The organism is Stenotrophomonas sp. YJH_SMC_106-19 (assembly GCF_059368375.1).
Genome location: NZ_JCAFRQ010000001.1, coordinates 487,395 through 513,487, shown reverse-complemented (window position 1 = coordinate 513,487; position 26,093 = coordinate 487,395). Strand labels below are relative to the sequence as shown.

The following is a 26,093-nucleotide window of genomic DNA, read 5'->3' as shown; positions in this document are numbered from 1 at the left end:
CACTGATTTGCCGGGCGGACGGTCGTTCTGCGGGCCGCCTTGGGCTATCGTGCCAGCATCCCTTCCTTCCCCCTCTGGATTGCCTATGACGCTGGTCTCTGCCTGGCTGCGGATTCCATTCTGGCAGCGCGTGGTCGGCGGCTTCGTGCTTGGTGCGCTGGCCGGCTGGGCGCTCGGCCCCGCTGCGGAAACGTGGTTCGGTCCGCTCGGTGAGCTGTATGTCACCCTGATCAAGATGATCGCGGTGCCGCTGGTGTTCTTCGCGGTCATCAACGCGATCTCGTCACTGCATGGCCAGAAGTCGGTTGCAGCGCTCAGTGGCCGCACCTTCCTGTGGTTCGTGATTACCGCGGCGTTGGCGGTGTGCGTGGGCCTGGGCGTGGGCACCGTGCTGCAGCCCGGTGCTGGTGGCCTGCAGCTGTCCATGGCCAGCAACTATGTACCGCGCGAGGTTCCCAGCGTGGTACAGGTGCTGCTGGATGTGGTGCCGGCCAACGTTTTCTATGCACTGTCCGGCATCGGCACCCGCGTCAATGCTGCCGGCGAGACCGTGCTGGCCGCTGGCAGGGGCTCGATCCTGCCGGTGATCTTCTTCGCCGGCCTGGTGGGCTTTGCCATCGTCAAGCTGGGCGAGAAGGTGACCGAGGCGCGGAAGCTGGTCGGCCAGATGAGCGACATCATGATCCAGGTGACCCGCTTCGTGCTGGAAGTCACCCCGATCGGTACCTTCGGCCTGATTGCCGGCCTGGTGGGCAGTTACGGTTTCGAAAAGCTGCTGCCGCTGGGGCATTTCGTGCTGGCCCTGTACGTGGCCTGTGCGTTGCACATCGTGGTCGTCTACAGCGCGCTGCTGCTGGCGCACGGCCTGAACCCGCTGAAGTTCTTCCGCGGCGCGGCGCCAGGCATGCAGGTCGCCTTCGTCAGCTCCTCCAGCTTCGCCGCGATGCCGGTGGCGCTGCGTTCGATCACCCACAACCTGGGCGTCAACAAGGACTACGGTGCATTCGCGGTGCCACTGGGTGCGAGCATCAAGATGGACGGCTGCGGCGCGATCTACCCCGCGTTGTGCGCGGTCTTCATCGCCCAGTACAGCGGCGTGCCTTTGACGCCGGAGCAGTACGTGGTGGTGCTGATCGCCTCGGTGCTGGGCAGCTTCGGTACTGCCGGTGTGCCGGGTACGGCCGTGATCATGGCCACCGTGGTGCTCAGTGCCGCCAATCTGCCGCTGGAGACCATCGGTTACCTGTATGCCATCGACCGTATCCTGGACATGATGCGCACCATGACCAACGTGACCGGTCAGATGCTGGTGCCGGTGCTGGTGGCCAAGGAGACCGGCCTGCTCGACCAGTCGGTGTACGACAATCCCTCCAGCAACGTGGGCGTGGATGACCCGGACCCTACGCCGCCACGCAGCTGAGACGCCGCGCAGCGGCCTGTCATGCGAGAGATGAAGGCCCGCCGGACTGGCGGGCCTTTTCGTTGGGGGCGTGCCCGCCGGGCCAGGGAAGGGAAGACGCATCCCAGGCATTCCGCGGGCAACGAAAAGGCCGCTGCAGGGCAGCGGCTTTCAGCTATCAGGCGGTGCCTGGAAAGGCGGCGTCAGAGCTCGACGCGGCGCGCCTGCATGAACTTGTTGCCCCAGTAGCCGCTGAGCAGGGTGTCCACCCGGACATCCTTGCCTGCGCTCGGGGCATGCAGGAAGCGGCCGTCACCCACATAGATGCCGACGTGGTCGACCCGGCCCTTGCGACCGAAGAACACCAGGTCACCCGCGGCCAGGGCGGCACGGTCGTTGATCAGCTCGGCGTTGTTGTCGTGTGCCATCTCGCGGGAGACGCGCGGCAGTTCGATGCCCAGCGCCGAACGGAAGACGTAGCCGACCAGGCCGCTGCAGTCGAAGCCGCTGTCCGGATTGCTGCCACCCCAGCGATAGGGGGTGCCGAGCAGGGTCATCGCCCGCCGCAGCAGCGACTGCACCTTGCCATTGTCGGCGGCGCTGCCGACAACGCTGCCATTGGCAGCGCTGCTGGTGTCGTAGTTGGCGAGCAGGCGGCTCAGATCGCCGGCGACCATGGCCGAGCGGTCCATCAGCGGAATGGTGTCGTTGGCGGCCAGGTGCGGCAGCAGGGCGGCCAGCGTGGCACTGGCGGCTGCATCGGTGCGGCTGCGCTGGGGGGCCGCGGTGTCGGTCTTGCCCGTCACACGTACGCCATTGTCGGTCGCCGGGACCGGAGCAGCGTCGGCGCGTGAGGGAACGGTCTGCGACCAGGCGGGGAGGCTGGTCAGGCACAGTGCCAAGCCGAGAAGAACAGGGCGGACACTACACGGGGAAGCGGCGGTCTGGCCTTTGCACGTCAGGTCGTCAGTCGTCACGCGTCGGTCACAGAAAAAAAACGATGGGGCATCATGCCCTGTAAAAGCACTGATAAGTTAAAAATTCCGTTATAAAACCGTTATTTCCACTGTGACGTAATTCTCAATTTTGAACATGTCGCCTGTTCATTTTAGCGAAGGACGCGTTTGGCCCCTGTGTAGTGGTCCTTCCAGTAGGGCCCGCTGAGCGAGTCCAGGCGCACCGTGCCGCCGGTGCTGGGGGCGTGCACGAAGCGCCCCTCGCCGACATAGATGCCGACATGGGTGACGTTGCCGCGGCTGCCGAAGAACACCAGGTCACCCGTGGCCAGACGCTTCGGATCGATCCTCGGGCCCTGTACGGCGGCCAGGTCGCGCGAGGTGCGCGGCAGCTTCAGATCCAGCATCTCGCGGTAGACATAGGCGACCAGGCCGCTGCAGTCGAAGCCCGATTCGGGGGTGTTGCCGCCGTAACGGTAGGGCGTGCCGACCAGGCTGATGGCACGCATCAGTACTGAATTGGCGGCCTCGGGATTGTCCGGGGTGGTCGCCGGCCAGTGCGCCGACGGCGGGGGCGCCGCCGTCCGGGTGGCCTTGCCGCCGCCGCAGGCGGTCAGCAGCAGGGGCAGGACCAGCAGCAGGGCGGGCACGGACAGCCGGCGCGGGCCGGACGAAACTGGCGTGATGTGCATGTTCTCCGGATAATGCGCCACCTTGGATTGGCCGTCATGATGGCGGCGTCCCCGCCGGGCGACAACCCGCCCCAACCCGTCTGCCTCCGGCAGAACCAGACAGAGTCGCGCATGAAGATCGAAAAAGACCGCGTTGTCCGCTTCCACTACACCGTTTCCGAAGTCGGCCAGGAGCCGATCGAATCGTCCAAGGACCGCGGCGAGCCGCTGGCGATCCTGATCGGTCACGGCAACATCATCCCGGGCCTGGAAAACGCCATGATGGACAAGGAAGCCGGCGCCACCTTCAGTGTCGACGTCACGGCGGCCGACGCCTATGGCGAGCGCCGCGAAGGCCTGTCCCAGCGCGTGCCGAAGAAGCACTTCGGCAATACCAAGCTGGCGCCGGGCCAGCAGGTCGTGCTGCAGACCAACTTCGGCCCGCGTGCGGTGACCGTGCAGAAGGTCGGCATGAGCGTGGTCGACGTCGATCTCAACCATCCGATGGCCGGCAAGGACCTGCACTTCGACGTGGAAATCGTCGACGTCCGCGAAGCCGGCAAGGAAGAGATCGAGCACGGCCACGTTCACGGCGACGGCGGTCACACGCACTGATCGCCCTGCGATCGTGACGGCAGCAACGGCCCGCTTCGGCGGGCCGTTGCATGTCTGGAACACCGCGCGCTCGTCCACGGCGCGCAGGCGGGCTGCATAATGAAGAACCTGCCCGCCGGATGTCCTGTGAACAGCGCTTCGTCTTCCCTGCAGCCGGTCGCCTCCGGCGACCGCATCGCCGTGCTGGATATACTGCGCGGGGCCGCGTTGCTGGGCATCCTGCTGATGAACATGGAGGCCTTCAGCGGACCGCTGGACCTGGCATTCACCGGTATCGACGTGCGTTGGCAGGGGATCGATTACTGGGCCGACGCCTTCGTCTATGTGTTCGTGCAGGGCAAGTTCTTCACCCTGTTCTCGCTGCTGTTCGGCGCCGGATTCGCAGTGATGGCACAGCGCGCCGAGACCGCCGGCCGCGAGTTCACTCCGTTCTATCTGCGCCGCAGCGCCGGGCTCATGCTGATCGGCCTGTGCCACGCGCTGCTTGTCTGGTCCGGCGACATCCTGGTGCTCTACGCGCTGGCGTCGCTGCCCCTGCTGGCGTGCCGCGAGGCACCGCGCAGCTGGCTGCCGTGGATGGGCGTCATCGTCTACCTCGGTGGCGCGGCGATGATGATGCTGCTCGGTGCCATGGTTTCACTGGCGACGCCGCAGGACGCGCAGCAGATGCTGGTCGACGCGCAGCAGAGCATCGCCCGGGAGCGCATGGTCTACGGACACGGCAACTGGATCCAGGCCTGCATCCAGCGCCTGCATGAGTTTGGTTCGTCGATGGGGGCGCTGCTGATCACCGGCCCGGCGGTACTGGGCATGTTCCTGATCGGCAGTGGACTGGCCGGCAGTGGCGCGCTGGCCGCGCCGGAACGCCATCCGCGCCTGTTCGCGGCGCTGCGCTGGGCCGCCTTGCCGCTGGGCCTGCTGGTCACCGTGCTGGGTGTGGCCTGGAAACCCTACCTGGCACCCGGTGCCTACGACCTTGGTGTGACCTCGGCGATGGCGCTGGTGATGATCGGCGCGCTGCCGATGTGCCTGGGCTACCTCGCCTGGATCGTGCAGTGGCGCGCGCGGCTGGGCTGGCTGGCGCCGGTCGGCCGGATGGCGCTGACCCACTACCTGGGGCAGTCGCTGTTGTGCACCTGGGTGTTCTACCACCATGGCCTGGGCTATTTCGACGTGATGCCGCGCAGCGTGCAGCTGCTCTTCGCTGTGCTGCTGTTCGCCGCGCAGGTCGCGCTTTCCCATGCCTGGCTGCGCCGCTTCCGCTTCGGACCGATGGAGTGGCTGTGGCGGGCGATGACCTATCGCCAGTGGCCGCCGATGCGCCGCGAGGCTGGAAGGGGCTGACCGATGCAGGGGGCGCGCGATGACGTGATCGTGATCGGTGCCGGTGCCATCGGCCTGGCGACTGCGCTGGCGTTGTGCGGACAGGGACGGCAGGTACGGGTGATCGATCGTGGCCGCGTGGGCGCAGCGACGTCGTACGGCAACTGCGGCACCGTCACGCCCAGTCATGCACCGCCCCTGGCCGCGCCGGGTGTGCCGCTGCGTGCGTTGCGCTGGATGCTCGACCCACGCGCGCCACTGTATGTGCGCAGCCGCCTCGATCCCGCGCTGTGGCGCTGGCTGCTGCAGTTCAGCGCGCGCTGCAATGCGCGGCATTGGCTGCAGGCCACGCGCGCGCGCGCTGCGCTGTTGAATGATTCCCGTGTGCGCCTGGCCGAATGGGTGGGAACCCATGGGCTGGACTGTGAATTCGAGACGCGCGGTCTGGATTACGTGTTCGGTGATGCACGCAGCTTCGATCAGCATATCGCCCAGTGCGAGGCGCTGGATGCGCACGGCATTGCGACCCGCTGCATCGATGGCGGCCACTACGCACGCGACAATCCGGCGTTCCATGATCGGCTTGCCGGTGCGATCCATTTCCCCGGCGACGCCCAGCTGCGCCCGGACCGTTTCACTGCGGAGCTGGCGCGGGTACTGCGTGCGCAGGGCGTCGAGATCGACGAGCAGGTCGAGATGCAGGGCTTCAGCGGCGACGTACACGGGGTCGGGGTACAGGCCGGCGGACGCACGCTGCGCGCGCGCGAACTGGTGCTGGCCACCGGCCCGTGGTCGCCGCGATGGGCACGGCTGCTCGACCTGCGGGTGCCGATCCAGCCCGGCAAGGGGTACTCGCTGACCTGGTCACGCCCGCCGCTGGTGCCGGCCCGTCCGGTGGTGCTGAAAGATCACTCCGTGTTCGTGATCGCCTGGCGCGACGCGCTGCGACTGGGGGGCACGATGGAATTCGCCGGTGCCGACCCGCAGCTGCGTGCGCAGCGCCTGCAGGCGTTGCAGCTGGCCGCTGATCGCCACCTGCGCATGCCTCGTGGCGCGCAGCTGCAGGAGCAGTGGTGCGGCTGGCGTCCGATGAGCGTGGACGATGTACCGTTGATCGGCCGCGCGCCTGCGCATCCTCACGTCTGGCTTGCGGCAGGGCATGGCATGCTCGGCATCAGCATGAGTGCCGGCACCGGCCAGCTGATCGCCGATCTCGTCTGTGGCCGCACGCCAGCGATCGATCCTGCCCCTTACCGACCCGAGCGATTCCGATGAACACGGCTTCACATGATTACGACCTGATCGTCCTTGGCGGCGGCTCTGCCGGCCTGGCCGGCGCCATCCGCGCCGCGCAGTACGGCAAGCGCGTGGCGCTGCTGGAACCCGGCGAACTGGGCGGAACCTGCGTCAACGTTGGCTGCGTACCGAAGAAGGCGATGTGGCTGGCCGCCGATCTGCACGAGCGTATCGGCCTGGCAAGCGCGATGGGCTTCGATGTGCCGCCACGACCGGCACTGTCGTGGAAGGAACTGGTGATCCATCGCCAGGCCTACATCAGCAACATCCATACCAGCTACCACAAGCGTCTGGATGAAACCGGCGTCGTCCGCATTCCGGCGCGCGGCCACCTGCTCGACGCGCACACGGTGGCCTGCAGCGACGGCGTGCGCTACACCGCCGACCACATCCTGATCGCCACCGGAGCGCACCCGCAGCGTCCGGACATCCCCGGCGCGGAGCTGGGCCTGGTATCCGACGACTTCTTCGAGTTGCGTGCTGCCCCGGCCGAGGTCGCGATCATCGGCGGCGGCTACATCGCGGTGGAGTTGGCCGGGCTGCTGCAGGCGCTGGGCAGCCGGGTGAGCCTGCTGGTACGCGGCAAGCGCCTGCTGGAACGCTTCGACTACGAGCTGACCGATCAACTGGCGGAAAACCTCCGCCAGCAGGGCGTGCGCATCTACTTTGATTACCGCCTGCGCGAACTGCAGCGCGACGGTGAGCGCGTCCGCGCCTTCGGCCATGATGGCCCCATGGACAGCGTGTTCGACGCGGTGTTCTTCGCCACCGGCCGCCGTGGCAACAGCCGGGGCCTGGGCCTGGAGGCGCTGGGCATCGACATCGGCGAGCACGAGCAGGTGCAGGTGGACGAATGGCAGACCACGGCGGTACCCAGCATCCATGCCGTGGGGGATATCGCGGGCAAGGTGGGCCTGACCCCGGTGGCGGTGGCTGCATCGCGTCGGTTGATGGACCGTCTGTTCGGTGGCCGCCCACAGTCGAAGATGGACTATGAGAATGTGGCCAGCGTGGTGTTTTCGCATCCGCCGCTGGGGGCGGTTGGCATGGGTGAGGAGGAGGCGCGTGCCTGCTTCAAGCAGGTGACGGTCTATCACAGCCGTTTCCGGCCGATGCTGCAGGCACTGGCCAACGGTACCCAGCGCAGCCTGTTCAAGATGGTCTGCGCCGGGCCGGAAGAGCGCGTGGTGGGGGTGCACCTGCTGGGCGAGGCCGCGGACGAGATCCTGCAGGGCTTCGCGGTGGCGGTGAAGATGGGAGCGACCAAGGCCCAGTTCGATGACACGGTGGCGATCCACCCGACCTCCGCAGAGGAAGTGGTGCTGATGCGCTGACGCTGCGGTTGCCGCGTCGGGCCATGCGACAATGGGCGTCCACACGCACCCCCGGGCCGCCCTGCGCGGCCCGCCGCTGTTCCCATGTCAAGCTCCTCCCCGCGCATCGCCACCGCATCCCCACGCATCGCCCTGGGGGGAATCGGCCTGGCGGCGATCGGCGCCGTTGCCGCATCCGGCAAGGCAGTGATCGTCAAGCTCGGCCTGCGCCACGGTGTCGATGCGACCACGCTGCTGGCGCTGCGCATGCTGATGGCACTGCCCCTGTTCGCACTGATGGCGGTGTGGGCTTCGCGCCGTGTCGAGCCGCTGTCATGGGCAGACCGGGCGCGCGTGCTGTGGCTGGGGTTCACCGGCTACTACCTGTCCAGCCTGCTGGATTTCCAGGGTCTGCAGTACATCAGCGTCACGCTGGAACGATTGATCCTCTACCTCAACCCGACACTGGTGCTGCTGATCAACGTGCTGCTGGCGCGGCAGCGGCCAGGGCGCTGGCAGGTCGCCGCGCTGGTGCTGAGCTACCTGGGGGTGCTGCTGGCGTTCGGCCACGATCTGCAGCGGGAGGGCGGGCAGATCATCGTCGGCAGCCTGCTGGTGCTGGGCAGCGCGCTCAGCTATGCGCTGTACCTGTTCGGCAGCGGCCAGGTGGTGGCACGGATCGGCGCGGTGCGCCTGACCGCCTATGCCAGCTGCGTGGCCAGCGGTCTGGTGCTGCTGCATTTCGCCATCACCCATCCGCTGCCACTGCTGTGGCAGGCACCTGCACCGGTGCAGTGGCTGTCGCTGGCCAACGCCACGGTCTGCACCGTGCTGCCGGTGCTGGCGATCATGCTGGCGGTGCAGCGCGTGGGTTCCTCGCTGGCAGCGCAGGTCGGTATGCTGGGGCCTGTTTCCACCATCGTGATGAGCCTATGGCTGCTCGACGAACCGATGGGGCCGGCGCAGATCGCCGGCACCGTGCTGGTCCTGCTCGGCGTGCTGCTGGTGACGCGTCTGCGCCGCTAACGCCGGACCAGGCGCGCGCGCGCATCCTGGCGGTGATCCACGCGATCCCGCCGGGACAGGTGATGGGCTATGGACAGGTGGCGATGCGCGCGGGCCTGCCGGGGCGGGCACGCTTGACGGCACGCATTCTCGGCCAGAACGATGACCCGACACTGCCCTGGCACCGCGTGCTGCGCTCTGACGGGCGCATCGCCATGGCGGAGGGGTCGGCGGGCTGGCGGGAACAGTCGCAGCGGCTGCGCGCGGAAGGCGTGGTGGTGGAGAACGGCCGGGTGCGGATGCCGGCGTCCGACCCGGCGGCGGCGCTGGATGCCGCCGTGTGGGGGACCGGGCTGAGCGCGACCGGGGTCTGAACGGGCCGCACGCGGCAGTCGCCGACACGACACGACGGTGCGGCTATGATGGAGACCGTTCCATGCCGGTGTCCCCATGTTCCCGCGACTGCCAACCGTCACCAAGGCCCTGCTGATCGCCAACGCGATCCTGTTCCTGTTGCAGCAGCCGTTCCTGCTCGGCAACCAGACCTTCGAGCCGTTCATGCTGCAGCCGCTGCAGCAGGGCTTCGATGCGTTCTCCCCGGGTGGCAACTTCCAGCCGTGGCAGCTGCTGACCTACGGCTTCCTGCACGGCAGCTTCGGCCACCTGTTCTTCAACATGCTGGCCGTTTTCATGTTCGGTGCGCCGCTGGAACAGACCTGGGGCGAGAAGCGCTTCCTGCTCTACTACCTGGTGTGCGTGGCCGGCGCCGGCGTCTGCCAGCTGCTGGTGGGGACGCTGCTGGAGAATCCGGCCACGGTGCTGGGCGCGTCCGGTGGTGTGTTCGGCCTGCTGCTGGCGTACGGCATGTTGTTCCCGAACCAGCGGGTGATGCTGCTGTTCCCACCGATTCCGATGAAGGCGCGCACGTTCGTGATCCTGTTCGGTGTCGGTGAACTGGTGCTGGGCATGACCGGCTGGCAGCCGGGCGTGGCGCACTTCGCGCACCTGGGTGGCATGTTGTTCGGCTGGCTGCTGATCCGCTACTGGCGCGGCCAGCCACCGTTCAACAAGCGCCGTCCCCCCGGCCCGCCGAACCGTCCGAATCATCTGCGCAGCGTCAAATGATCCGCAGGGTCATTTGATGCAGCAGGTGCCAACCGTGGTTGGCACACCCCTACAGATCCTGCAGGATCACCTGCGCGGCATTGTGGCCCGGCGCGCCGGTCACGCCGCCGCCGGGATGCGTGCCTGAACCACACAGGTAAAGCCCGGGCAGGGCACCGCGGTAGCCGGCCTGGCCGATCATCGGCCGCGCCGAGAACAGCTGGTTGGGACTGAGCGCACCGTGGAAGATATCGCCGCCCACCAGGCCAAACGTCCGCTCCAGATCCAGCGGTGACAGCACTTGCCGACCGAGCACGCTGTCGGCGAAGCCGGGCGCATACCGATCGACGGTGGCGATCATCAGGTCGGCGACGGTATCGCGATGTGCGTCCCAATGCCTACCCCCGGGCAGGACCGGTGCCACATGCTGGCAGAACAGGCTGGCGACGTGCTGGCCCGGCGGCGCCAGCGAATCGTCCAGCGTGCTGGGAATCAGCATCTCCACGATCGGCTCGCGCGACCAGCCGTCGCGCCGTGCATCCAGCCACGCGCGGTCCATGTAGTCGAGGCTGGGCGCCATGATGATGCCGGCACTGAGGTGCTCACCGGCGCCGGGCAGGGCGTGGAAGTCCGGCAGCCGCGACAGCGCCACGTTCATCCGGAAGGTGCCCGAACCGCAGCGCCACTGCGCCATGCGTTCGCGCGTCGCCGCGGGCACCTGCTCCGGTTCCAGCAACTGCTCGTAGAGCAGTTTTGGATTGACGTTGGCCACCACCACGCGCGCGCGCAGTACGTCCCCGCCGGCCAGCTCAACGCCCACCGCGCGTCCGTGCTCGACCAGCAGCCGCTTCACGCCGGCATCCACGCGCAGTTCTGCGCCAGCCGCGCGCGCCGATGCAGCGATGGCCTGGCTGATCGCGCCCATGCCACCGATCGCATGGCCCCAGGCGCCCTTCACTCCGTTGCATTGGCCGAACACGTGGTGCAGAAGGACGTAGGCACTGCCGGGCGTGTACGGACTGGCGTAGTTGCCGACGATGCCATCGAATCCGAACAGGGCCTTGATCGGCTCGCTTTCAAACCAGCGGTCCAGATAGTCGGCGGCCGACAGCGTGAACAGATCAAGCAGCTCCTGTCGCAGGGCAGGGGACAGTGCTGCCAGTTCCCGGCCGAGCCGGCCCATCCGCCACAGTGCCGGCAATGCGCGCCAGCCGCCTGCGACGCCGAGGTCCGGCGGCGCGCGCAGGGCCCAGGCGCGCAGCACGTCGGCGAAGACCTCCAGCCTCGCCTCATAGGCTGGCAGGCGCTGCGCATCCCGTTCGGAGAACTTCGCCACCTCGGCCTGGGTACGGCCGGGTGCCGACAGCAGATAGCGGCCGTCAGGCAACGGCAGGAAATTGTTGGCCGGGCGGGCGACGACGCGCAGGCCATGCGCGTGCAGCTGCAGCTCGTCGATCACCTTAGGCTGCAGCAGCGAGACGGTGTACGAGGCGACCGAGTTGCGGAAGCCCGGATGGAATTCCTCGGTGACCGCTGCGCCGCCGAGCACGCCACGGCGTTCGAGCACCAGTACTTTCCTGCCGGCACGGGCAAGATAGGCCGCGCAGACCAGGCCATTGTGGCCGCCGCCGACGATGACCGCATCCCACGCGGTCATGCGGTGCGGATCGCCGCTTCGATGGTGGCGATGTCAATCTTCTTCATCGGCATCATCGCGTTGAAGGCGCGCTTGGCCAAGGCCTTGTCCGGGCTGGTCACCGCTTCGATCAGCATGCGCGGACTGATCTGCCATGAGATGCCCCAGCGGTCCTTGCACCAGCCGCACTGGCTCTCCTGCCCGCCGTTGCCGACGATCGCGTTCCACAGGCGGTCGGTCTCGGACTGGTCCTCGGTCTGGATCTGGAACGAGAACGCTTCGCTGTGCCTGAACGCGGTGCCGCCGTTGAGCCCGACGCAGGGAATGCCGCAGACGGTGAACTCGACCGTCAGCACGTTGCCCTCCTTGCCGTCCGGATAGTCACCCGGTGCGTGATGCACGGCCGTTACCGCGCTGTCGGGCAGGATCCCGGCGTAGAACGTGGCGGCCTCGAGTGCATCGCTGTCGTACCAGATGCAGATCGTGTTCTTGTGGGCCATGGTCGGGCTCCGCTGCAGGACGAAGGCGCAGCGATAGCATGCCGCGTGTTAATGGCGGATCGTGCTGCATGCGCAAAAAAAAGGGCGCCCGAGGGCGCCCTTCGTGTCACGGACGGCTGGCTCAGCGCCAGACCTTGATCTGCTCGGCATCGCTGCGCTGCATCGGCTGGCCGGCCTTGCAGCTGAAGGTGGCGCCGAACGCCGGGAGGTTGGCCAGCGTGCCGTTGGTGCGCCACATGCCCGGCGCGCGGATGTCGGCGGTCAGGCGGCGTGCGGCTTCGTTGGGCGACAGCTGCTGCGCCCACAACGCGGCCCAGGCACGGAAGAAGCCCTGCTGCTGGGCCGGCTTGGCCTTCGGCTCCTGTGCGGTGTAGGCCGCCCAGGCCAGTTCCAGGCCGGCGATGTCGGCCAGGTTCTCTTCCTGGGTCAACGTGCCATTGACCTTGGCGCCCTTCACGCCCGGGAACTCATAGGCGCCGTACTGGGCGGCCACGCGGCTGCCGAGCAGGGTCCAGGCCGTCTTGTCGGCCGGCGTCCACCAGCTGCGCAGTTCGCCCTTGGCATCAACCAGCGCGCCCTTGGCATCGATGGCACGGGTCAGCTCGTGGCCGACCAGGCCGCCGAAGCTGCCGAACTTGTCGGCGCTGTCGGCCTTGGCGTTGAACACCGGGCCCTGCAGGATGGCCGCGGTGACGATCAGGCGGTTCTGCGCCAGGTCATAGGCCAGCGACGGCTGTTGCGGCAGCACGTCCCAGCGACGGTCGGCATTGCCCTTGCCGATGCGCTTCATCTCCTCGCGATGGCGCCAGGTCGAGGCGATCAGCATGTTGCCACCGAACGAGCCCCGGCCCATCGGCTGCACGGTGTAGTCGAGGTCGCGCAGCGGGGTGCCGATCTCGATCTTCAGCGCCGCCAGCTTGGCCTGTGCTTCAGCCTTGGCTTCGGCACTCATCCACGCGCTGTTCCTGACGGCCTCGATCTGCACCTCGCGGACCTTGTCGACGATCCATGCCGCCTGCCGGCGGTCCTCGGCCGAGAGATGGCGGGCAGCGTACTCGCGGCCGACCATCGGACCGGCCGCCACATTGATGGCATCGAGCACCGCTTCCCAGCGCTGCGGCGGCAGCGTCTGCCCGCGCAGTACGCGGCCGCGGAACTCAAACTCGGCGTCCCGGTAGGCCTTGGACAGGTACGGCGCCATCGAGTCGCCCACGCGCCAGCGCAGGTAGGCCTTCCACTGGTCCGGCTTGAGCTTGGTGACCATGCCATCCAGCTGCTGGAACAGGCCCGGGTCGGCCAGCGATACCAGATCGTCGTTCACACCCTGTACTTTCAGGAACGCCTCCAGCTGCAGGTTGCGGTAGCGGCTGTTGAGTTCCTTGGTGGAGATCGGCGCGTAGTTGTTGAACGGGTTGTTGATGCCGGCCAGCGACTGTGCATTGCGCGCCAGCTCGGTTTCCAGCGCGATCACCGCCTGCGACTCCGCATCGAGCTTGGCTGCCGGCGTACCGGTCAGTGCCAGGATCTGCTTGACGTAGGTGCGGTAGCGGCCCATCAGCGCCACGGTATCGGCATCGGTGCGGGTATAGAACGCCGGATCCGGCAGGCCCATGCCGCCCTGCATGAAGTAGCCGATATGACGGTCCAGTGCCTTCAGGTCGACGTCCGGACCGAAGTTGAAGGCGACCGGGATGCCGACCTGATGCAGTGCAGCGATCGACGCCGGCACATCCTTGGATTTCTTGATCGCATTGATGCGGGTCAGCAGCGGCGCGATCGGATTGGAGCCATCGGCTTCCACCGCCGCCTCGTCCAGGCCGCTGGCCCAGAAGTCGCCCAGCAGCTTCTGCACGTTGCCCTGCGGCGACGTCATGGCCGCATCGAGCAGTTCGCGCTGTTGCTGCCTGCTGCGCTCGACCAGCTGGCCCAGCGCGGTGGTGGCTCCGGTCTGAGGTACCGGGTTGGCTTTCAGCCAGCCAGCGTTGGTGGCGCCGTAGAAGTCGCTGCACTGGGCACTGACGGCCGGGGCGCGGGCGGCCTTTTTCTTTGCGGCGAACGCATCATGGCTCGGGACCAGGGTCGCCAGGCTGATGCCCAGGGCGATGGCAAGCGGACGGAAATTGGGCATGTAGAACGAATCCATGATGGATTGAGGGCGGGCGCACTATAGCAAGCCGCGCATGGGCGCAGCATGCACGTATCACGGTATGCCTGGCGGCCGTGGCGGGTCGCGCAAAAACAAGGGCCCGGGAGATCCCGGGCCCTTGCAGGTCTGCCTTGGCGTCAGCCGTGGCTTACCAGATCACCACCTGCTGCTCGCCGCTGCGCGCCATCGGTGCACCGGCCTTGCACTGGAACGCGGCCGCGAAGGTCGGCAGGTTCGAGGGCGCGCCCATCGCGCGGAACTGCGCCGGGGCGTGCGGATCGGTGGCCAGGCGGACCTTGGCGTTTTCCGGGGTGTACTTGGTACGCCACACGGTGGCCCAGTTGAAGAAGAAGCGCTGATCGCGGGTGAAGCCGTCGACCTTCGGATCTTCCTTGCCGGCCGAGGCCTTCTGCAGCGCATCGTAGGCCGTGGCCAGGCCACCCAGATCGGCGATGTTCTCGCCCAGGGTCAGGTGGCCGTTCACGGCCTGGCCGTCAACCTTGTACTGGTCGAACTGCTTGACCAGCTTGCCGGTCAGGCCTTCGAAGTTCTTCTTGTCGGCCGGCGTCCACCAGTCTTCCATGTTGCCGGTCGGCCCGAAGCGCGCGCCTTGATCGTCGTAGCCATGGGTCATCTCATGGCCGATCACCGCACCGATGCCACCGTAGTTCAGCGCATCGTCTGCCTTCGGATCGAAGAACGGCGGCTGCAGGATGGCGGCCGGGAACACGATCTCGTTCTGCAGCGGGTTGTAGTAGGCGTTGACCGTCTGCGGGGTCATGCCCCACTCGGTCTTGTCCACCGGCTTGCCGATCTTGGACAGATTGAATTTGTAGTTGAACTCGTTGGCCGCACGCACGTTGGCCAGGTAGCTGTCGCGCTGGGTCTGCAGGCCCGACCAGTCACGCCACTTGTCCGGGTAGCCGATCTTCGGAGTGAAGGTTTCCCACTTCGCGATGGCCTTGGCCTTGGTTTCCTCGCTCATCCAGCTCAGGCCCTGGATGCGTTCCTTCAGCGAGGCAGCCAGGTTCTTCACCAGTTCTTCCATCTTCGCCTTGGCTTCCGGCGAGAAGGCAACCTTCACGTACAGCTGGCCGAACGCTTCGCCGGCATCGTTCTCGATGGTGCCCAGCACGCGCTTCCAACGCGGCTTCTGTTCCTTCTGGCCGTTGAGGGTCTTGCCGTAGAACGCGTAGTTCTCCTGGACGAAGGCATCGGCCAGGTACGGCGAGGCGCCATCGACGGTGTGGAAGCGCAGGTAGGCGCGCCAGACCGACGGGTCGGTGTCGCCCAGCGCCTTGCTCACTTCCTCATGGAAGGCCGGCATCGCCAGCGAGAACTTCTCCGGCGCAGCAACGCCCTGCGACTTGAAGAACTCGGTCCAGCTGAAGTTCGGGGTCAGCTTGTCGGCGTCAGCCAGGGTGACCGGGTTGTAGTACAGCTCCACATTGCGCGACAGTTCGACGCGCGACTTGGACGCCTTGGCCAGGCGGGTCTCGAACTTGACCACGTCCTCAGCCTGCTTGGCGGCGTCGGCTGCCGGGACGCCGGACAGTTCCAGCACCTTGGCGACGTGCGCCTGGTAGGCCTTGAGCTTGTCGGCGTTCTTGGCGTCGGTGTAGTACGTGCTGTCAGGCAGGCCCAGGCCGCCCTGGCTGGCGTAGGCCAGGTTCATGGTCGAGTTCTTGAAGTCGGCCTCGGCGCCGAAGCCGAACAGCACGTTCTCGCCCTTGGCTGCGCTGGTGCGCAGGTAGTCGGCGATGGCGGCCTTGTCCTGCAGGCCGTCGATGGCGGCCAGGTCGGCCTTCAGCGGCTCGATGCCCTGGGCGTTGATCTTGGCCTCATCCATGCCGGTGGCCCACAGGTCGCCGACGATCTTCTCGATGTGGCTCGGGTTCTTGACCTGCGCGACCTGCTCGGCCAGCTGGTGCTGCACTGCCACCGAACGCTCGTCGAGGATGGTGAACGCGCCCCAGCTGGTGCGGTCGCCGGGAATCTCGTTGGCGGCCAGCCACTTGCTGTTGACGTAGTCGCCGAATGCGGTGCAGGCGTCCAGGTTGGTGTCCAGATCGCTGGGCTGGAAGGCGTTGTAGGCCGGCAGCTTGCTCTCATCCAGGGTGTAGGTGGTGGCTTCGGCGGCGGCCGGGGCAGGCGCAGCGGCCTCCTTGGCCGGGGTTTCGTTCTTGCCACAGCCGGCCAGCACGGCCGACACGGCCAGGCTGAGCAGCACGATCTTGGGAGTACGCGTGATCACTATGTTTGGCCTCCAGGCCGAGTGAGTCAGGGAAGAGCCGCGGGGACGGCCGTGGGCCGAACGATACGCCGCCAGCCTACCCCGCAAGGGTGTCGAAGGTCATGGGCGGGTGCAAGGGCCAGAACGGGCAAGGGCGCCCGTGGGCGCCCTTGCCTGGCAGCGACGGGGCTTACAGGCCGCCGCCGCCGCAGCCTTTGGTCAGGTAGTCGTCGATCAACTTGAGCTGGTCGCCCATGATCGCTCGGGTCCACGCGGGGCCATGCGCGTAGTCGGCGATGGCGTGGAATTCGATCGGCTGTCCTGAATTCTTGGCCTTATTAACGAACCACTCCGACTGCTCGATCGGCACCGTACGGTCGCGGTCACCGTGGTAGACCATCAGCGGGATCTTCATCTCGCCGGCCTTGTCCAGTGGATTCAGGCCGTCAACGGTCTTGGACTGCGCCTGGCGGAAGAACGGGTTGGTATAGAAGCGTGCCCAGATCTTCTTGATGTCCGAGACGCCAGCACCGGCGATGGCACATTTGTACAACCCATTGGGGCGGACCGAGGCGGCGAACGCGGAATAACCACCGTAGGAGAAGCCGAACATGGCGATGTGGCCAGGCTGGGCGATCTTCTGCTCGATCATCCACTTGGCGCCGTCGTCCTTGTCATCCTGCATCTTCTGGCCCCACTCGGCGTCACCGGCCATCCACAGCTTGCGGCTCCAGTCGGCCGAACCGCGGAACTGCGGGCGCAGGACCGCCATGCAGCGTGAGGCCATCAGCGGTACCCACATCGAACCGTCGAAGTCCATGCCATCGCGCGCCCACGGCCCTCCATGGGGATGCACCACCGCCTTCCACGGGCCGGCACCGCATAGTTCGGTGTTCGGTGTGGTCAGGAACGCCGGAATATCCAGACCATCGCGGGCCTTGTAATAGACCAGCCTGGTATCGCCCAGCGCAGCCGGATCGATCTTCGGATAGGACTTGGCCAGCAGGGTCAGCTTGCCGTTGCGCAACAGGTGGTATTCCGGCGGGTTCGCCGGCCCGGAGACGGCCAGCACAAAGGTCTTCAGGTCCTTGCTGTAGTCGATCACGCGCACCGCGCGGCCGGTGTCGGCCTGGGTGGTCGCGCGCTGGCCCGTTGCGGGATCGACAAGGGTGACGTCGCTGGACTGGATGCCCAGGGCCTGTCGGACGCCCTGGTTGAGGCCCTTGAACACCGGATGGGTCCATTCAACCTCGTTCTCGCGCGGACCACTGTAGGTCACGCCGAGCAGTGCGCCGAACGGCACGCCCTCGACGTCCTTGTAACGGTTCACATGAACGGTGCCTGCATTGAAGAATTTGTGCTCGAACAGTACTTCCCTCTGTTTGCGGGCCGTAATGTCGTACTCATAGATGATGGTCTTGTCGCGTCCGACGTTGCTCTGGATGAAGGCGATGTTCGGGTCATCGGCGAAACCGACGACCTGGGTGATATCGCGGTCCTTCACGTGCGAGCGGAAATGTTCTTCCCACGCGTTGGTGGCAGGGTTGCGGAACTCGGTGGCGACGTAGGCGCCGGTACCGTCCACGTCCTGGCGCAGGCGTGCGCGCAGTTCGCTGTTCAGATCGGTGAGGTAGCCAGCGACACGTTCTTCGGTCTTCTGGATGCGCTGGGACGTGAAGCTGCGCAGGTTGACCTTGTAGACGTCACCGGAATTGCTGCCCGAGCCGTTGACCACCAGGATGTGGTCGGGGTCGTTGGGCAGCGTGTCCAGCACCGTGGCATTGGACAGCGCCTGTTCCAGTTCTTCGTTGCGGCTGGTGGCGCGCGGAACGCTGATCGGTTCCTTCCACTGCTTGCCTTCGGTATCGGTGATGAAGAACTTGCTGATGAAGGTCTTGTTGACCCGGTCGGTGCGCAGGTCGAAGGGCTGCCACAGCGTGACTGCCAGCAGCCCGTTCTTGATGAAGCCCACGCTCTGGAACTTCATGCGGCCCGCACCGATCGTGGTCGGTGCTGCGCTGAGATCATCGGTCTTCCAGACCAGGATCACGCGCTCTTCGCCGCGGGCCTGCAGACCGGCGATCTGCGTGCCGTCAGGCGACACGGAAAGGCTTGAAATATCCGGGAAGGCGGCCAGTTGTTCGATCGTGGGGACCGCGGGTTTGGCGTTGAGGTGCAGCGGCGCGGCGACGGCCAGCGCGGCCAGCAGCAGGTAGTGCTTCATGCGACGTCTCACTGTGTCCGTGCAATGGGAAGGCGGGCATTGCACCCACCCCAAAAGCAGCCGCCGCCCTTGCGGGCGGCGGCTGTTGACGCATGGCTCAGAACTTCTTGCTGAGGTTCACGAAGAACGTACGGCCGAAGTAGTCGTAGCCACTGTACAGCGGGGCGTTGCCGACGGTGTTGTAGATGCCGGCGCCCGGGCTGATGGTCGGCGGTTCCTTGTCGGCGAAGTTGCGCACGCCGGCAGTGGCCTGCCACTTGTCGGCGGTGTACTGCACCGAGAAGTCCTGGGTGATGTAGTTCGGCACGGCCAGCTTGTACGCCGAGGTTGCGGGATCTTCCTCGTAGTACGCGTAGCTGGACATGTTGTCCACCCAGTTCAGGCCATAGCGCACGCGCCATTCCTTGACACGATAGGTCAGGTCGAGCTGGCCGGTGAACTTCGGGTTGTTGATCAGGCCGTTGGAGTCAACCAGCGGATCGTCCTCGAACACCTTGCCGGACTGCTCCAGGAACCGCGAGACCTGCACATTGGCGCGGAACTCGCCCGGACCGATGTCGCGCACGTAGCGAGTCGTGAAGTCGAGGCCGCGCACCTTGTCGGTGGCCAGGTTGGCATAGCCGTTCTGGACCGTCAGCGTGTTGTTGGGCGAACGGCTGATCAGACGGCACAGACCGTTGTTGGCGGCGAAGTCGCCGGTGGTGCCGTTGTAGCAGGTGCTCAGGATGTAGGTGGCACCCATCTGGGCAACGCCGTTCTCCACTTCGATGTCGTAATAATCGACGGCGAAGGACAGATCACCGAAGCCGCTGCCGAACTCCGGCTGGAACACCAGGCCAACGGTGAACGCGTCGGAGGTTTCAGCCTTCAGGTTGGCACCGACCAGGCCGCCACCGATGGAGTCCACGCGTACCGAGTTGGTCGCGGTGAAGCTGGTGGGCAGGCCCTCAGAAGCGCAATTGATGTAGCGTGGGCTGGTCGGATTGCGCGAGCCGTAGTTGTTGCAGGGATCGCTGGAGGCGTTCAGGAAGCCGCTGGTGGCACCCAGGAACTGTTCGAACAGCGCCGGAGCACGATACGAGGTGCCGTAGGACGCACGCAGCGACAGCCACTTGACCGGCGTCCACAGGCCACCCAGCTTCCAGGTGGTGTCCGATCCGTAGGACTGGTAGTCGGTGTAGCGGGCCGAGGCGTTGAAGGTCAGCTCTTCGGCAGCGGTGACGCCGGACAGCAGCGGCAGTTCGATTTCGCCGTAGGCTTCCCACACCGAGTCGCTGCCGCGGGTCGGGTCGGAGCTGGTCAGGTTGTACAGGTTGCGGTTGATCGAGTGGATGCTCGGGGTATCGTCGATCTTGGCCTTGCGGTACTCGACACCAAAGGCGCCTGCGGCGGTACCGCCCGGCAGATCGAACAGCGGACCATTGACGTTCAGGTTCGCGGTCGATTCCTGGTAGCTGGTGTTGCCGGTGACCGGGGTATAGACGAAGTTCTTCCACTCGTACGGCAGATTGCCGGCCAGGGTCTGTGCGTTGAGCATCGGTGCGGCAACGCAGCCATTGGCCGGGTTCACGCAGTTGAAGCCGCCTGCGCCGTCGGACACAACATCCAGGCTCTGTGCCAGGCGGTCGGTCAGGAACGAGTTGAAGGTGTAATCGGCATCCGAGTCGGCGTGGCTGACCATGAAGTCATAGTTCCACTCCGAACCGAGCCTGCCGCGCACGCCAGCGGTGGCGCGGAAGAAGTCCACCGACTGCTTGCTGCGGTCGTTGCCGAAGCCGATGAAGGTGCGGGCCGCTACGTTCTTGCCATTGGACGTTTCCGTCGGCAGGGCGAAGGCCGGCAGGTTGGACAGGTTACCGAGCAGCGGATTGCCGACCGAGTAGTCATACGACAGCTGGCGGTAGCCGGTCTGGGTGGAGTCGCGCTTGTTGCCGAGGAACTCGTAGTAGAACTCGGCGTCGCCCATCACGCCCAGATCCACGCCACCCTGGAAGAACAGGGTGTGGGTTTCGGCCGGGGACACCAGCGATTCCTTCAGCAGGCCCGGATCGTAGGTGTCGCGGTCGTAGTAGCCGACGGACTCATAGCCCGGCAGGCGGCCGGTGGTGACGGCCGGATTCGGACGCCAGCGGTTGAACCCGCCAAAGGTGGCGGTGCCCAGGGTGTTGATGGTCACGCCGCCGGAATCGAGGGTGAAGCACTTCGGCTTACCGGTGGTCGGATCGATGTAGTCGCCGCTGCCGAAGTAGTTGCCCACGTCCATGTCGCGCAGGTTATCGGTCGGGCAGCTGGCCCAGCTGCGATCGCCAATGGTCATCTCATTGCGACGGTAGTTCTCGTACGAACCAGAGAAGTGCGAGCGCTCACCGGTGCTGCCGAACACGATCGAGTACCGGGTTTCGTCGCCGCCGCCGCCCTCGGTGGCGTTGTGCTGGAACTCGGCTTCAACACCGTCCACGTTCTTGCGGGTGATGATGTTGACCACGCCGGCCACGGCGTCGGAACCATAGATGGACGAAGCACCGTCCTTCAGGATTTCCACGCGGTCGACCATCGCGCTGGGCAGCACGTTCAGGTCGGCCGAGCCGACCGAGCCGCGCGAGCCCGCCGGTGCAACGCGGCGGCCGTTGAGCAGGATCAGGGTGCGGGTAGCGCCCAGGCCACGCAGCGACAGGGTGTTGGCACCCGGGCCGCCATTGGTGACGTATCCGCCGAAGGAGTTGTTGATCTGTGCGCTGCCGGCAGTGACGCTGTTGCTCTGCAGCGCGGCGGCCGTCGAGTTGAAGCCCGCCAGGGTGGTCTCCTCACGGGTCACGACCTGCACCGGCGAAACCGAGTTGAACACGTCGCGACTGATGCGCGAACCGGTGACGGTCACTGTGTCCAGATTGGTCGCCTTGGACTTCGGCGCTTCCTGCGGCGTGTCCTGTGTCGTCTGCGTCGAGCCCGACGCATCCTGGGCAATCGCCGGGGCGGCTGCGGCGAGCAGCACGGCAGAGGCGAGGGCGAAGCTCAGCGGGTTCCTGCCGAGCGACTTGCGATTGATCATCTGAAATCCCCTTGAATCGAATGATTGCGTCGTACACCGGGGACATGACCTTGCGGGCGTCTCCGTGTGCCCCTACCCCGGTATCGGCAGCGTGCCGCCGCCCGGTTCTGGTACCGGCTTCACAAGCCAGTGACTCGAGATTAACACGCCATTAACCAAGCGTGTCAAACGTTCACAACGCAGTCATCTTTCTGTGGTCGATTTCCTGTCGGAACGTATCAAGGCGTGTCGAAAACCGCGCAGTGTATTGATTCAACTGGTTTTTCTGTTCCTTCGCAAATCGTGTCTGCTTCCTTAACGGGGGGGGGCTGGGGTGAACAGGGAGCGAAAATTCTCCGCGGCGCCCACATCTTCGACCAACGCGATCCTGCGCGCCGGTCCTTGAGGCTCCGGCGGTATGATGTCGGGTTCTCCTTCCTGACTTTCCGCCGGAGCCCGCAGTGAACAGTCCGACCCGTCGTCCCCATGCAAGCCAGGTGCAGAAGGGGCTGGCACCGCACGCGCGCATCCGCAACGTGATCGCGGTGGGCTCGGGCAAGGGCGGTGTCGGCAAGTCCACCACGGCCGTTAACCTGGCGGTGGCGCTGCAGCAGCTGGGCGCGCGGGTGGGCGTGCTCGATGCGGACATCTATGGCCCCAGCGTTCCCGCCATGCTGGGCCTGTCCGGCCGCCCGGAAAGCCCGGACAACAAGAGCATCGAACCGCTGCGTGCCTTCGGCGTGGACACCATGTCGATCGGTTACCTGATCGAGGAAGACACGCCGATGATCTGGCGTGGGCCGATGGCGACCTCGGCAATGACCCAGCTGTTCAACGACACGCTGTGGGACGACCTCGACTTCCTGTTGATCGACCTGCCGCCCGGCACCGGTGACATCCAGCTGACGCTGACCCAGAAGATTCCGCTGGCCGGTGCGGTGATCGTCACCACGCCGCAGGACATCGCCACGCTGGATGCGAAGAAGGCACTGAAGATGTTCGAGAAGGTCGAAGTGCCGGTGCTGGGCATCGTCGAGAACATGGCGGTACATACCTGCAGCCAGTGCGGCCACGTCGAGCACCTGTTCGGCGAGGGGGGCGGGGAGCGCATGGCGGCGCAGTACGGCGTGCCGCTGCTGGGATCGCTGCCGTTGCAGATCGGCATCCGTGAGCAGGGTGACGCAGGCACACCGATCACCGCCGCGCAGCCGGATTCCCTGCCGGCCCAGGCCTATCGCCACGCCGCGCAGCGGCTCATCGAGGAAGTGGGCAAGCGCCCGCGTGCCTCGATCCCGATCCTGTCGTCGCTGCTGTAGGGACCGGGCGGGGAGGGCGGTGGCGCCCGGCCCCCTGCTAGAATCCTCGCGCCCCCTCGCACCCAGGACAGAGCATGAGCATCAAGAGTGACCGTTGGATCCGCCGCATGTCCGAACAGCACGGCATGATCGAGCCGTTCGAGGCCGGGCAGGTGAAGCAGGTCAACGGCCAGCGCATCGTCAGCTACGGTACCTCCAGCTACGGCTACGACGTGCGTTGCTCGCGCGAGTTCAAGGTGTTCACCAACATCAACTCGACCATCGTGGACCCGAAGCACTTCGATTCGGGCAGCTTCGTCGACATCACCGCCGACGAATGCATCATCCCGCCCAACAGCTTCGCGCTGGCGCGTACCGTGGAGTATTTCCGCATTCCGCGCGACACCCTCGTGGTGTGCCTGGGCAAGAGCACCTACGCGCGTTGCGGCATCATCGTCAACGTCACTCCGCTCGAGCCGGAGTGGGAAGGCCATGTGACCCTGGAGTTCAGCAACACCACGCCGCTGCCGGCGCGCATCTACGCCAACGAAGGCGTGGCCCAGATGCTGTTCTTCCAGGCGGCGGCCGATGATATCTGCGAAACGTCCTACAAGGACCGTGGTGGCAAGTACCAGGGCCAGACCGGCGTCACCCTGCCGCGCACCTGACGGACCGGTAGCGCCGGGCCATGCCCGGCGTCGCTCGATCGAAGGCGGCGCTTGCGCCGCCTTCGCTTATTTGCCGCGGCCGAACAGCATGGCGATGCCGACGCCGACCAGGGCCACCGGCCACCAGGTCAGCAGCAGCTTGGACAGGTTCAGGTGCGTCCAGCCCAGGTTGCTGGCAAGCATGAACAGCCCGATCAGGATCAGCAGGATGGCGGCGACGAGGTTGAATCGCATCGTGTCGGCACGGTCTCAGGAGTGGGCCGGATATCCTAGCCGTTCCTTCCAGTAGGCGACATGCTGCTGCAGGGCGTCCGGTTCGTAGCGGTGCGCAGGACCGCTGCCCCACACCGGTCCCGGCCACGCCGGATCGCCGTCGTGGCGGCCGATCACGTGGAAATGCAGCTGGCGCACGATGTTGCCCAATGCGCCGATGTTGATCTTCTCCACCCCGTCGGAGCCCTTCAGGGCCTTGCAGGCGCGGTTGAGTTCGGTGCGCAGCTTGTCCTGCTGGTCGCCGTCCAGTTCGATCCACTCCGTTACCCCGGCCAGACGCGGCACCAGGATCAGCCAGGGAAACCGTTCGTCGTTCATCAACCGCACTTGCGACAGCGGGCCATGCGCCACCAGAACGCTGTCGGTGGCCAGGCGGGAATCAAGTTCGAAATCGCTCATCCAAGATGCTCCGTGAAGAAGTCCAGGGTGCGTTGCAGCGCCAGGGTGGCGCTGTCTGGATCATACGCATGTCCGACCTCGCGGTTGAAGGCATGGTCGGCCGGGTAGACATAGGTCGCCATCTGCGGCAGCTTCTGGCGATGCGCCTCCACGGCCTCAGGCGGGATGCTGCGGTCCTGCGCGCCGAAGTGGAAGATCACCGGCGCCTTCGGTGTCTCGTCCAGATAGTGCACATTGCGTGCGCCGTAATAGCTCACCGAGGGCAGGCCGAGGCGCAGCGCGGACAGCATCGCCACCGTTCCGCCCCAGCAGTAGCCGACCGTGCCGACCTTGCCGAAGGGGGCAAGCCGGGTTGCTGCGGCGCGCACCACTTCCAGTGCCCGTTCAATGCCCAGCGCACTTACCCGTTCCAGGCCCTGTTTCACCCCTTCAGGGTCATAGGGCAGGGCATCGGGGTCGGCGTCCGGGCCATCGACCAGGTCGAAGAACGACGGCGCCAGCACGGCATAGCCTTCGGCGGCGAAGCGCTCGGCCACGCCACGGATGTGCGGATTGGCGCCGAAGATCTCCTGCACGACCACCAGGCCGCCACGCGGCGTGCCCGCCGGCAGGGCCTGCCAGGCCCGGACCGGGCCATGATGCGTATCCAGGGTGATCCATTCGGACATCGTCGGTTTCCTCGTAGCAGTGGACAGGCCTGCATTGTCGGCGCTGGGCGGGTTAGCGCGGCGTCTGCGGCTGTGCGTGATCGGGCGGCTGATGCATCAAGCGACGTCGGATCGCGACTCGATCAAATGCGTCGCGGACGATCCTGCCAGGGATTCTGGCATCTGATTCGGCCTGGCTCTGACAGTAGATTCAGTAAAGCACCTGCTGAAGCCAAGAGGGCGAGCAGATAGCGTTTCGTTCGCGGAACTCCAGTCTGGAGGGGCGATGTGGGGCTGATCATATCTCGGCATGTTTCCGGGGCGCGGCGTGAAGGCGCAGGCGCCCGATAAATGGAGTTTCATGAAATGAAAAAGGAATTTCGCCTTCTGTGTGCATTGGGGATGGCAACAATGCACACGGTGGCTATGGCCAACCAATCGTCGTACCAGGACCGCCAGATGGCGTCATCGGATGGCAGGCAGTGGGTTGAGCGGACGGTGCGCCTCTCTGATTTCGAAGGCGGCGACGTGGCTGTCCAGGTGCGCCTTTTCAAGGATGGAAAGGGCGGTTTTGTATATCGTTATGATGATCAGAATGAAACCACAAAGCTCTATCACCAGGCCGCCTGCGAAGTCATGAACTCCAAGGTGCGGCGTGGCGAAACCGTGATATCTGGCGAGTCGGCCGTCGTTGGTTGGTCCTGTGAGGGTGATTCAGATCCGGCGGAGGATTCGAATTCAGCCTCCAGCGACATGACGCAGCCCAGGGCGGGGTACTACGTATTTGCATTGGCGCCCAGTGGGAGTGCGCCAATCGGAGTCAATTTCAATTCGGTGGGTACTGCTCGTTTCCAGAGTTCATTGGCAGGGAAATCCACAGGAACTCTCTCGCTTGATAATGGGCGCTGCATGACCTCCGCGAGCGATGAATACGCGGGCCCATTCACGGGTTCTTACACCCTTCAGGTGGTGTGTATTGGTGTGAGGCGAGGCGTTATCCCAACGGCTACGTCAGCATGCATTCCGCGGGTTTGCTCAACAAACAACGGATCAATCAACGTCTATTGATGTCGCAATCAACGCTCCGGTGCGGCCGTGGCGACGGTGGACCGTGAGACGATTGCCTCTCCGTGAGCGTCGAGCCTTCGCAGCGCGTTCCGCCGGGTCGAGCCGGAGCTCCAGCTCAAGCCGCCGGGGGCCTTGACGCGTTCACGGGTACCCCGCTGATGGAGATGGCACGTGGGGCAGAATCCTGGGCGCTCCCCTCAGTACACCCCGGGGCCGTTCAGAGCGCGGCCCTCAACCCCGGTATACTGGCGCCCTTTCAGGCCCCGGCCCCCAGGAACCCCTGCCACTCCGGCA

General features: G+C 65.8%; 22 protein-coding genes. 11 read left to right on the top strand and 11 right to left on the bottom strand.

Annotated features, from left to right (window positions below; genetic code table 11):
* Positions 1–85 precede the first annotated feature (85 nt).
* Positions 86–1,420, top strand: coding sequence for a dicarboxylate/amino acid:cation symporter (locus AC5P5M_RS02350; protein ID WP_065181834.1), 1,335 nt, complete (start codon positions 86–88; stop codon positions 1,418–1,420).
* 182 nt (positions 1,421–1,602) lie between these two features.
* Here the strand turns inward: AC5P5M_RS02350 and AC5P5M_RS02345 are convergent, their stop codons facing one another.
* Together AC5P5M_RS02345 and AC5P5M_RS02340 are read right to left on the bottom strand one after the other, a co-directional pair.
* Positions 1,603–2,376, bottom strand: coding sequence for a C40 family peptidase (locus AC5P5M_RS02345; protein WP_495205528.1), 774 nt, complete (start codon positions 2,374–2,376; stop codon positions 1,603–1,605).
* Positions 2,377–2,507: 131 nt separating this feature from the next.
* Positions 2,508–3,047, bottom strand: coding sequence for a C40 family peptidase (locus AC5P5M_RS02340; RefSeq protein ID WP_053516860.1), 540 nt, complete (start codon positions 3,045–3,047; stop codon positions 2,508–2,510).
* 111 nt (positions 3,048–3,158) lie between these two features.
* On the opposite strand from AC5P5M_RS02340, the gene AC5P5M_RS02335 reads away from it, so the two are divergent.
* The 7 genes from AC5P5M_RS02335 to AC5P5M_RS02305 all read left to right on the top strand — a co-directional run bounded on the left by AC5P5M_RS02335 (position 3,159) and on the right by AC5P5M_RS02305 (position 9,703).
* Complete coding sequence (locus AC5P5M_RS02335; protein ID WP_495205527.1) at positions 3,159–3,641, top strand: FKBP-type peptidyl-prolyl cis-trans isomerase; 483 nt, start codon at positions 3,159–3,161, stop codon at positions 3,639–3,641.
* Between the two features lie 99 nt (positions 3,642–3,740).
* Positions 3,741–4,985, top strand: a complete 1,245-nt coding sequence (locus AC5P5M_RS02330; protein ID WP_495205526.1) for a DUF418 domain-containing protein — start codon at positions 3,741–3,743, stop codon at positions 4,983–4,985.
* 3 nt (positions 4,986–4,988) lie between these two features.
* Positions 4,989–6,239 carry an NAD(P)/FAD-dependent oxidoreductase gene (locus AC5P5M_RS02325; RefSeq protein ID WP_495205525.1) on the top strand — a complete coding sequence of 417 codons (1,251 nt, stop codon included), beginning with the start codon at positions 4,989–4,991 and terminating at the stop codon, positions 6,237–6,239.
* Positions 6,236–7,594, top strand: coding sequence for a glutathione-disulfide reductase (gorA, locus tag AC5P5M_RS02320; RefSeq protein ID WP_065181838.1), 1,359 nt, complete (start codon positions 6,236–6,238; stop codon positions 7,592–7,594). The genes AC5P5M_RS02325 and gorA overlap by 4 nt, the downstream gene beginning before the upstream one ends.
* Positions 7,595–7,678: 84 nt before the next feature.
* Positions 7,679–8,599, top strand: a complete 921-nt coding sequence (locus AC5P5M_RS02315) for a DMT family transporter (protein WP_065174885.1) — start codon at positions 7,679–7,681, stop codon at positions 8,597–8,599.
* A complete protein-coding gene (locus AC5P5M_RS02310) occupies positions 8,506–8,952 on the top strand; it encodes an MGMT family protein (protein WP_495205524.1) in 447 nt (148 codons plus the stop codon). The genes AC5P5M_RS02315 and AC5P5M_RS02310 overlap by 94 nt, the downstream gene beginning before the upstream one ends.
* Before the next feature lie 76 nt (positions 8,953–9,028).
* Positions 9,029–9,703 carry a rhomboid family intramembrane serine protease gene (locus tag AC5P5M_RS02305; RefSeq protein WP_053516819.1) on the top strand — a complete coding sequence of 225 codons (675 nt, stop codon included), beginning with the start codon at positions 9,029–9,031 and terminating at the stop codon, positions 9,701–9,703.
* Between the two features lie 49 nt (positions 9,704–9,752).
* Here the strand turns inward: AC5P5M_RS02305 and AC5P5M_RS02300 are convergent, their stop codons facing one another.
* From AC5P5M_RS02300 to AC5P5M_RS02275, 6 genes are all read right to left on the bottom strand, one after another.
* Positions 9,753–11,339 carry a phytoene desaturase family protein gene (locus tag AC5P5M_RS02300; RefSeq protein ID WP_065181840.1) on the bottom strand — a complete coding sequence of 529 codons (1,587 nt, stop codon included), beginning with the start codon at positions 11,337–11,339 and terminating at the stop codon, positions 9,753–9,755.
* Complete coding sequence (locus AC5P5M_RS02295) at positions 11,336–11,818, bottom strand: VOC family protein (RefSeq protein ID WP_495205523.1); 483 nt, start codon at positions 11,816–11,818, stop codon at positions 11,336–11,338. The genes AC5P5M_RS02300 and AC5P5M_RS02295 overlap by 4 nt, the downstream gene beginning before the upstream one ends.
* A 121-nt stretch (positions 11,819–11,939) precedes the next feature.
* Positions 11,940–13,946: a M13 family metallopeptidase gene (locus AC5P5M_RS02290; protein WP_065174911.1), complete on the bottom strand. Its 2,007-nt coding sequence runs from the start codon at positions 13,944–13,946 to the stop codon at positions 11,940–11,942.
* Between the two features lie 166 nt (positions 13,947–14,112).
* Positions 14,113–16,215, bottom strand: a complete 2,103-nt coding sequence (locus AC5P5M_RS02285) for a M13 family metallopeptidase (protein ID WP_180876129.1) — start codon at positions 16,213–16,215, stop codon at positions 14,113–14,115.
* A gap of 172 nt (positions 16,216–16,387) precedes the next feature.
* On the bottom strand, positions 16,388–18,421 hold the full coding sequence (locus AC5P5M_RS02280; protein WP_065174889.1) for an alpha/beta hydrolase family protein: 2,034 nt from the start codon (positions 18,419–18,421) through the stop codon (positions 16,388–16,390).
* Positions 18,422–18,518: 97 nt separating this feature from the next.
* The gene (locus AC5P5M_RS02275) at positions 18,519–21,470 is read right to left on the bottom strand and encodes a TonB-dependent receptor plug domain-containing protein (RefSeq protein WP_053516828.1); all 2,952 of its coding nucleotides are present in this window, start codon (positions 21,468–21,470) and stop codon (positions 18,519–18,521) included.
* A 440-nt stretch (positions 21,471–21,910) separates the two neighbouring features.
* Between AC5P5M_RS02275 and apbC the strand changes: the two genes are divergently transcribed.
* Both apbC and dcd read left to right on the top strand, forming a co-directional pair.
* Entirely contained in the window at positions 21,911–22,765 is an 855-nt protein-coding gene (apbC, locus tag AC5P5M_RS02270; RefSeq protein WP_053516830.1) for an iron-sulfur cluster carrier protein ApbC, read from the top strand.
* Between the two features lie 74 nt (positions 22,766–22,839).
* The gene (dcd, locus tag AC5P5M_RS02265; RefSeq protein WP_065174891.1) at positions 22,840–23,412 is read left to right on the top strand and encodes a dCTP deaminase; all 573 of its coding nucleotides are present in this window, start codon (positions 22,840–22,842) and stop codon (positions 23,410–23,412) included.
* A gap of 66 nt (positions 23,413–23,478) precedes the next feature.
* Here dcd and AC5P5M_RS02260 read toward each other — a convergent pair whose 3' ends face one another.
* Genes AC5P5M_RS02260 through AC5P5M_RS02250 form a run of 3 tightly spaced genes read right to left on the bottom strand, consistent with a single transcriptional unit; the run spans position 23,479 to position 24,752 of the window.
* The gene (locus AC5P5M_RS02260; RefSeq protein ID WP_005410498.1) at positions 23,479–23,646 is read right to left on the bottom strand and encodes a LiaI-LiaF-like domain-containing protein; all 168 of its coding nucleotides are present in this window, start codon (positions 23,644–23,646) and stop codon (positions 23,479–23,481) included.
* Between the two features lie 15 nt (positions 23,647–23,661).
* The gene (locus tag AC5P5M_RS02255; protein ID WP_283219925.1) at positions 23,662–24,084 is read right to left on the bottom strand and encodes an HIT domain-containing protein; all 423 of its coding nucleotides are present in this window, start codon (positions 24,082–24,084) and stop codon (positions 23,662–23,664) included.
* Positions 24,081–24,752 (bottom strand): dienelactone hydrolase family protein, encoded by a 672-nt coding sequence (locus AC5P5M_RS02250; RefSeq protein WP_279942572.1) that lies wholly within the window; start codon positions 24,750–24,752, stop codon positions 24,081–24,083. The genes AC5P5M_RS02255 and AC5P5M_RS02250 overlap by 4 nt, the downstream gene beginning before the upstream one ends.
* Before the next feature lie 345 nt (positions 24,753–25,097).
* Here AC5P5M_RS02250 and AC5P5M_RS02245 point away from each other — a divergent pair, with 345 nt between their 5' ends.
* The gene (locus tag AC5P5M_RS02245; protein ID WP_283219923.1) at positions 25,098–25,799 is read left to right on the top strand and encodes a hypothetical protein; all 702 of its coding nucleotides are present in this window, start codon (positions 25,098–25,100) and stop codon (positions 25,797–25,799) included.
* The last annotated feature ends 294 nt before the right edge of the window (positions 25,800–26,093 follow it).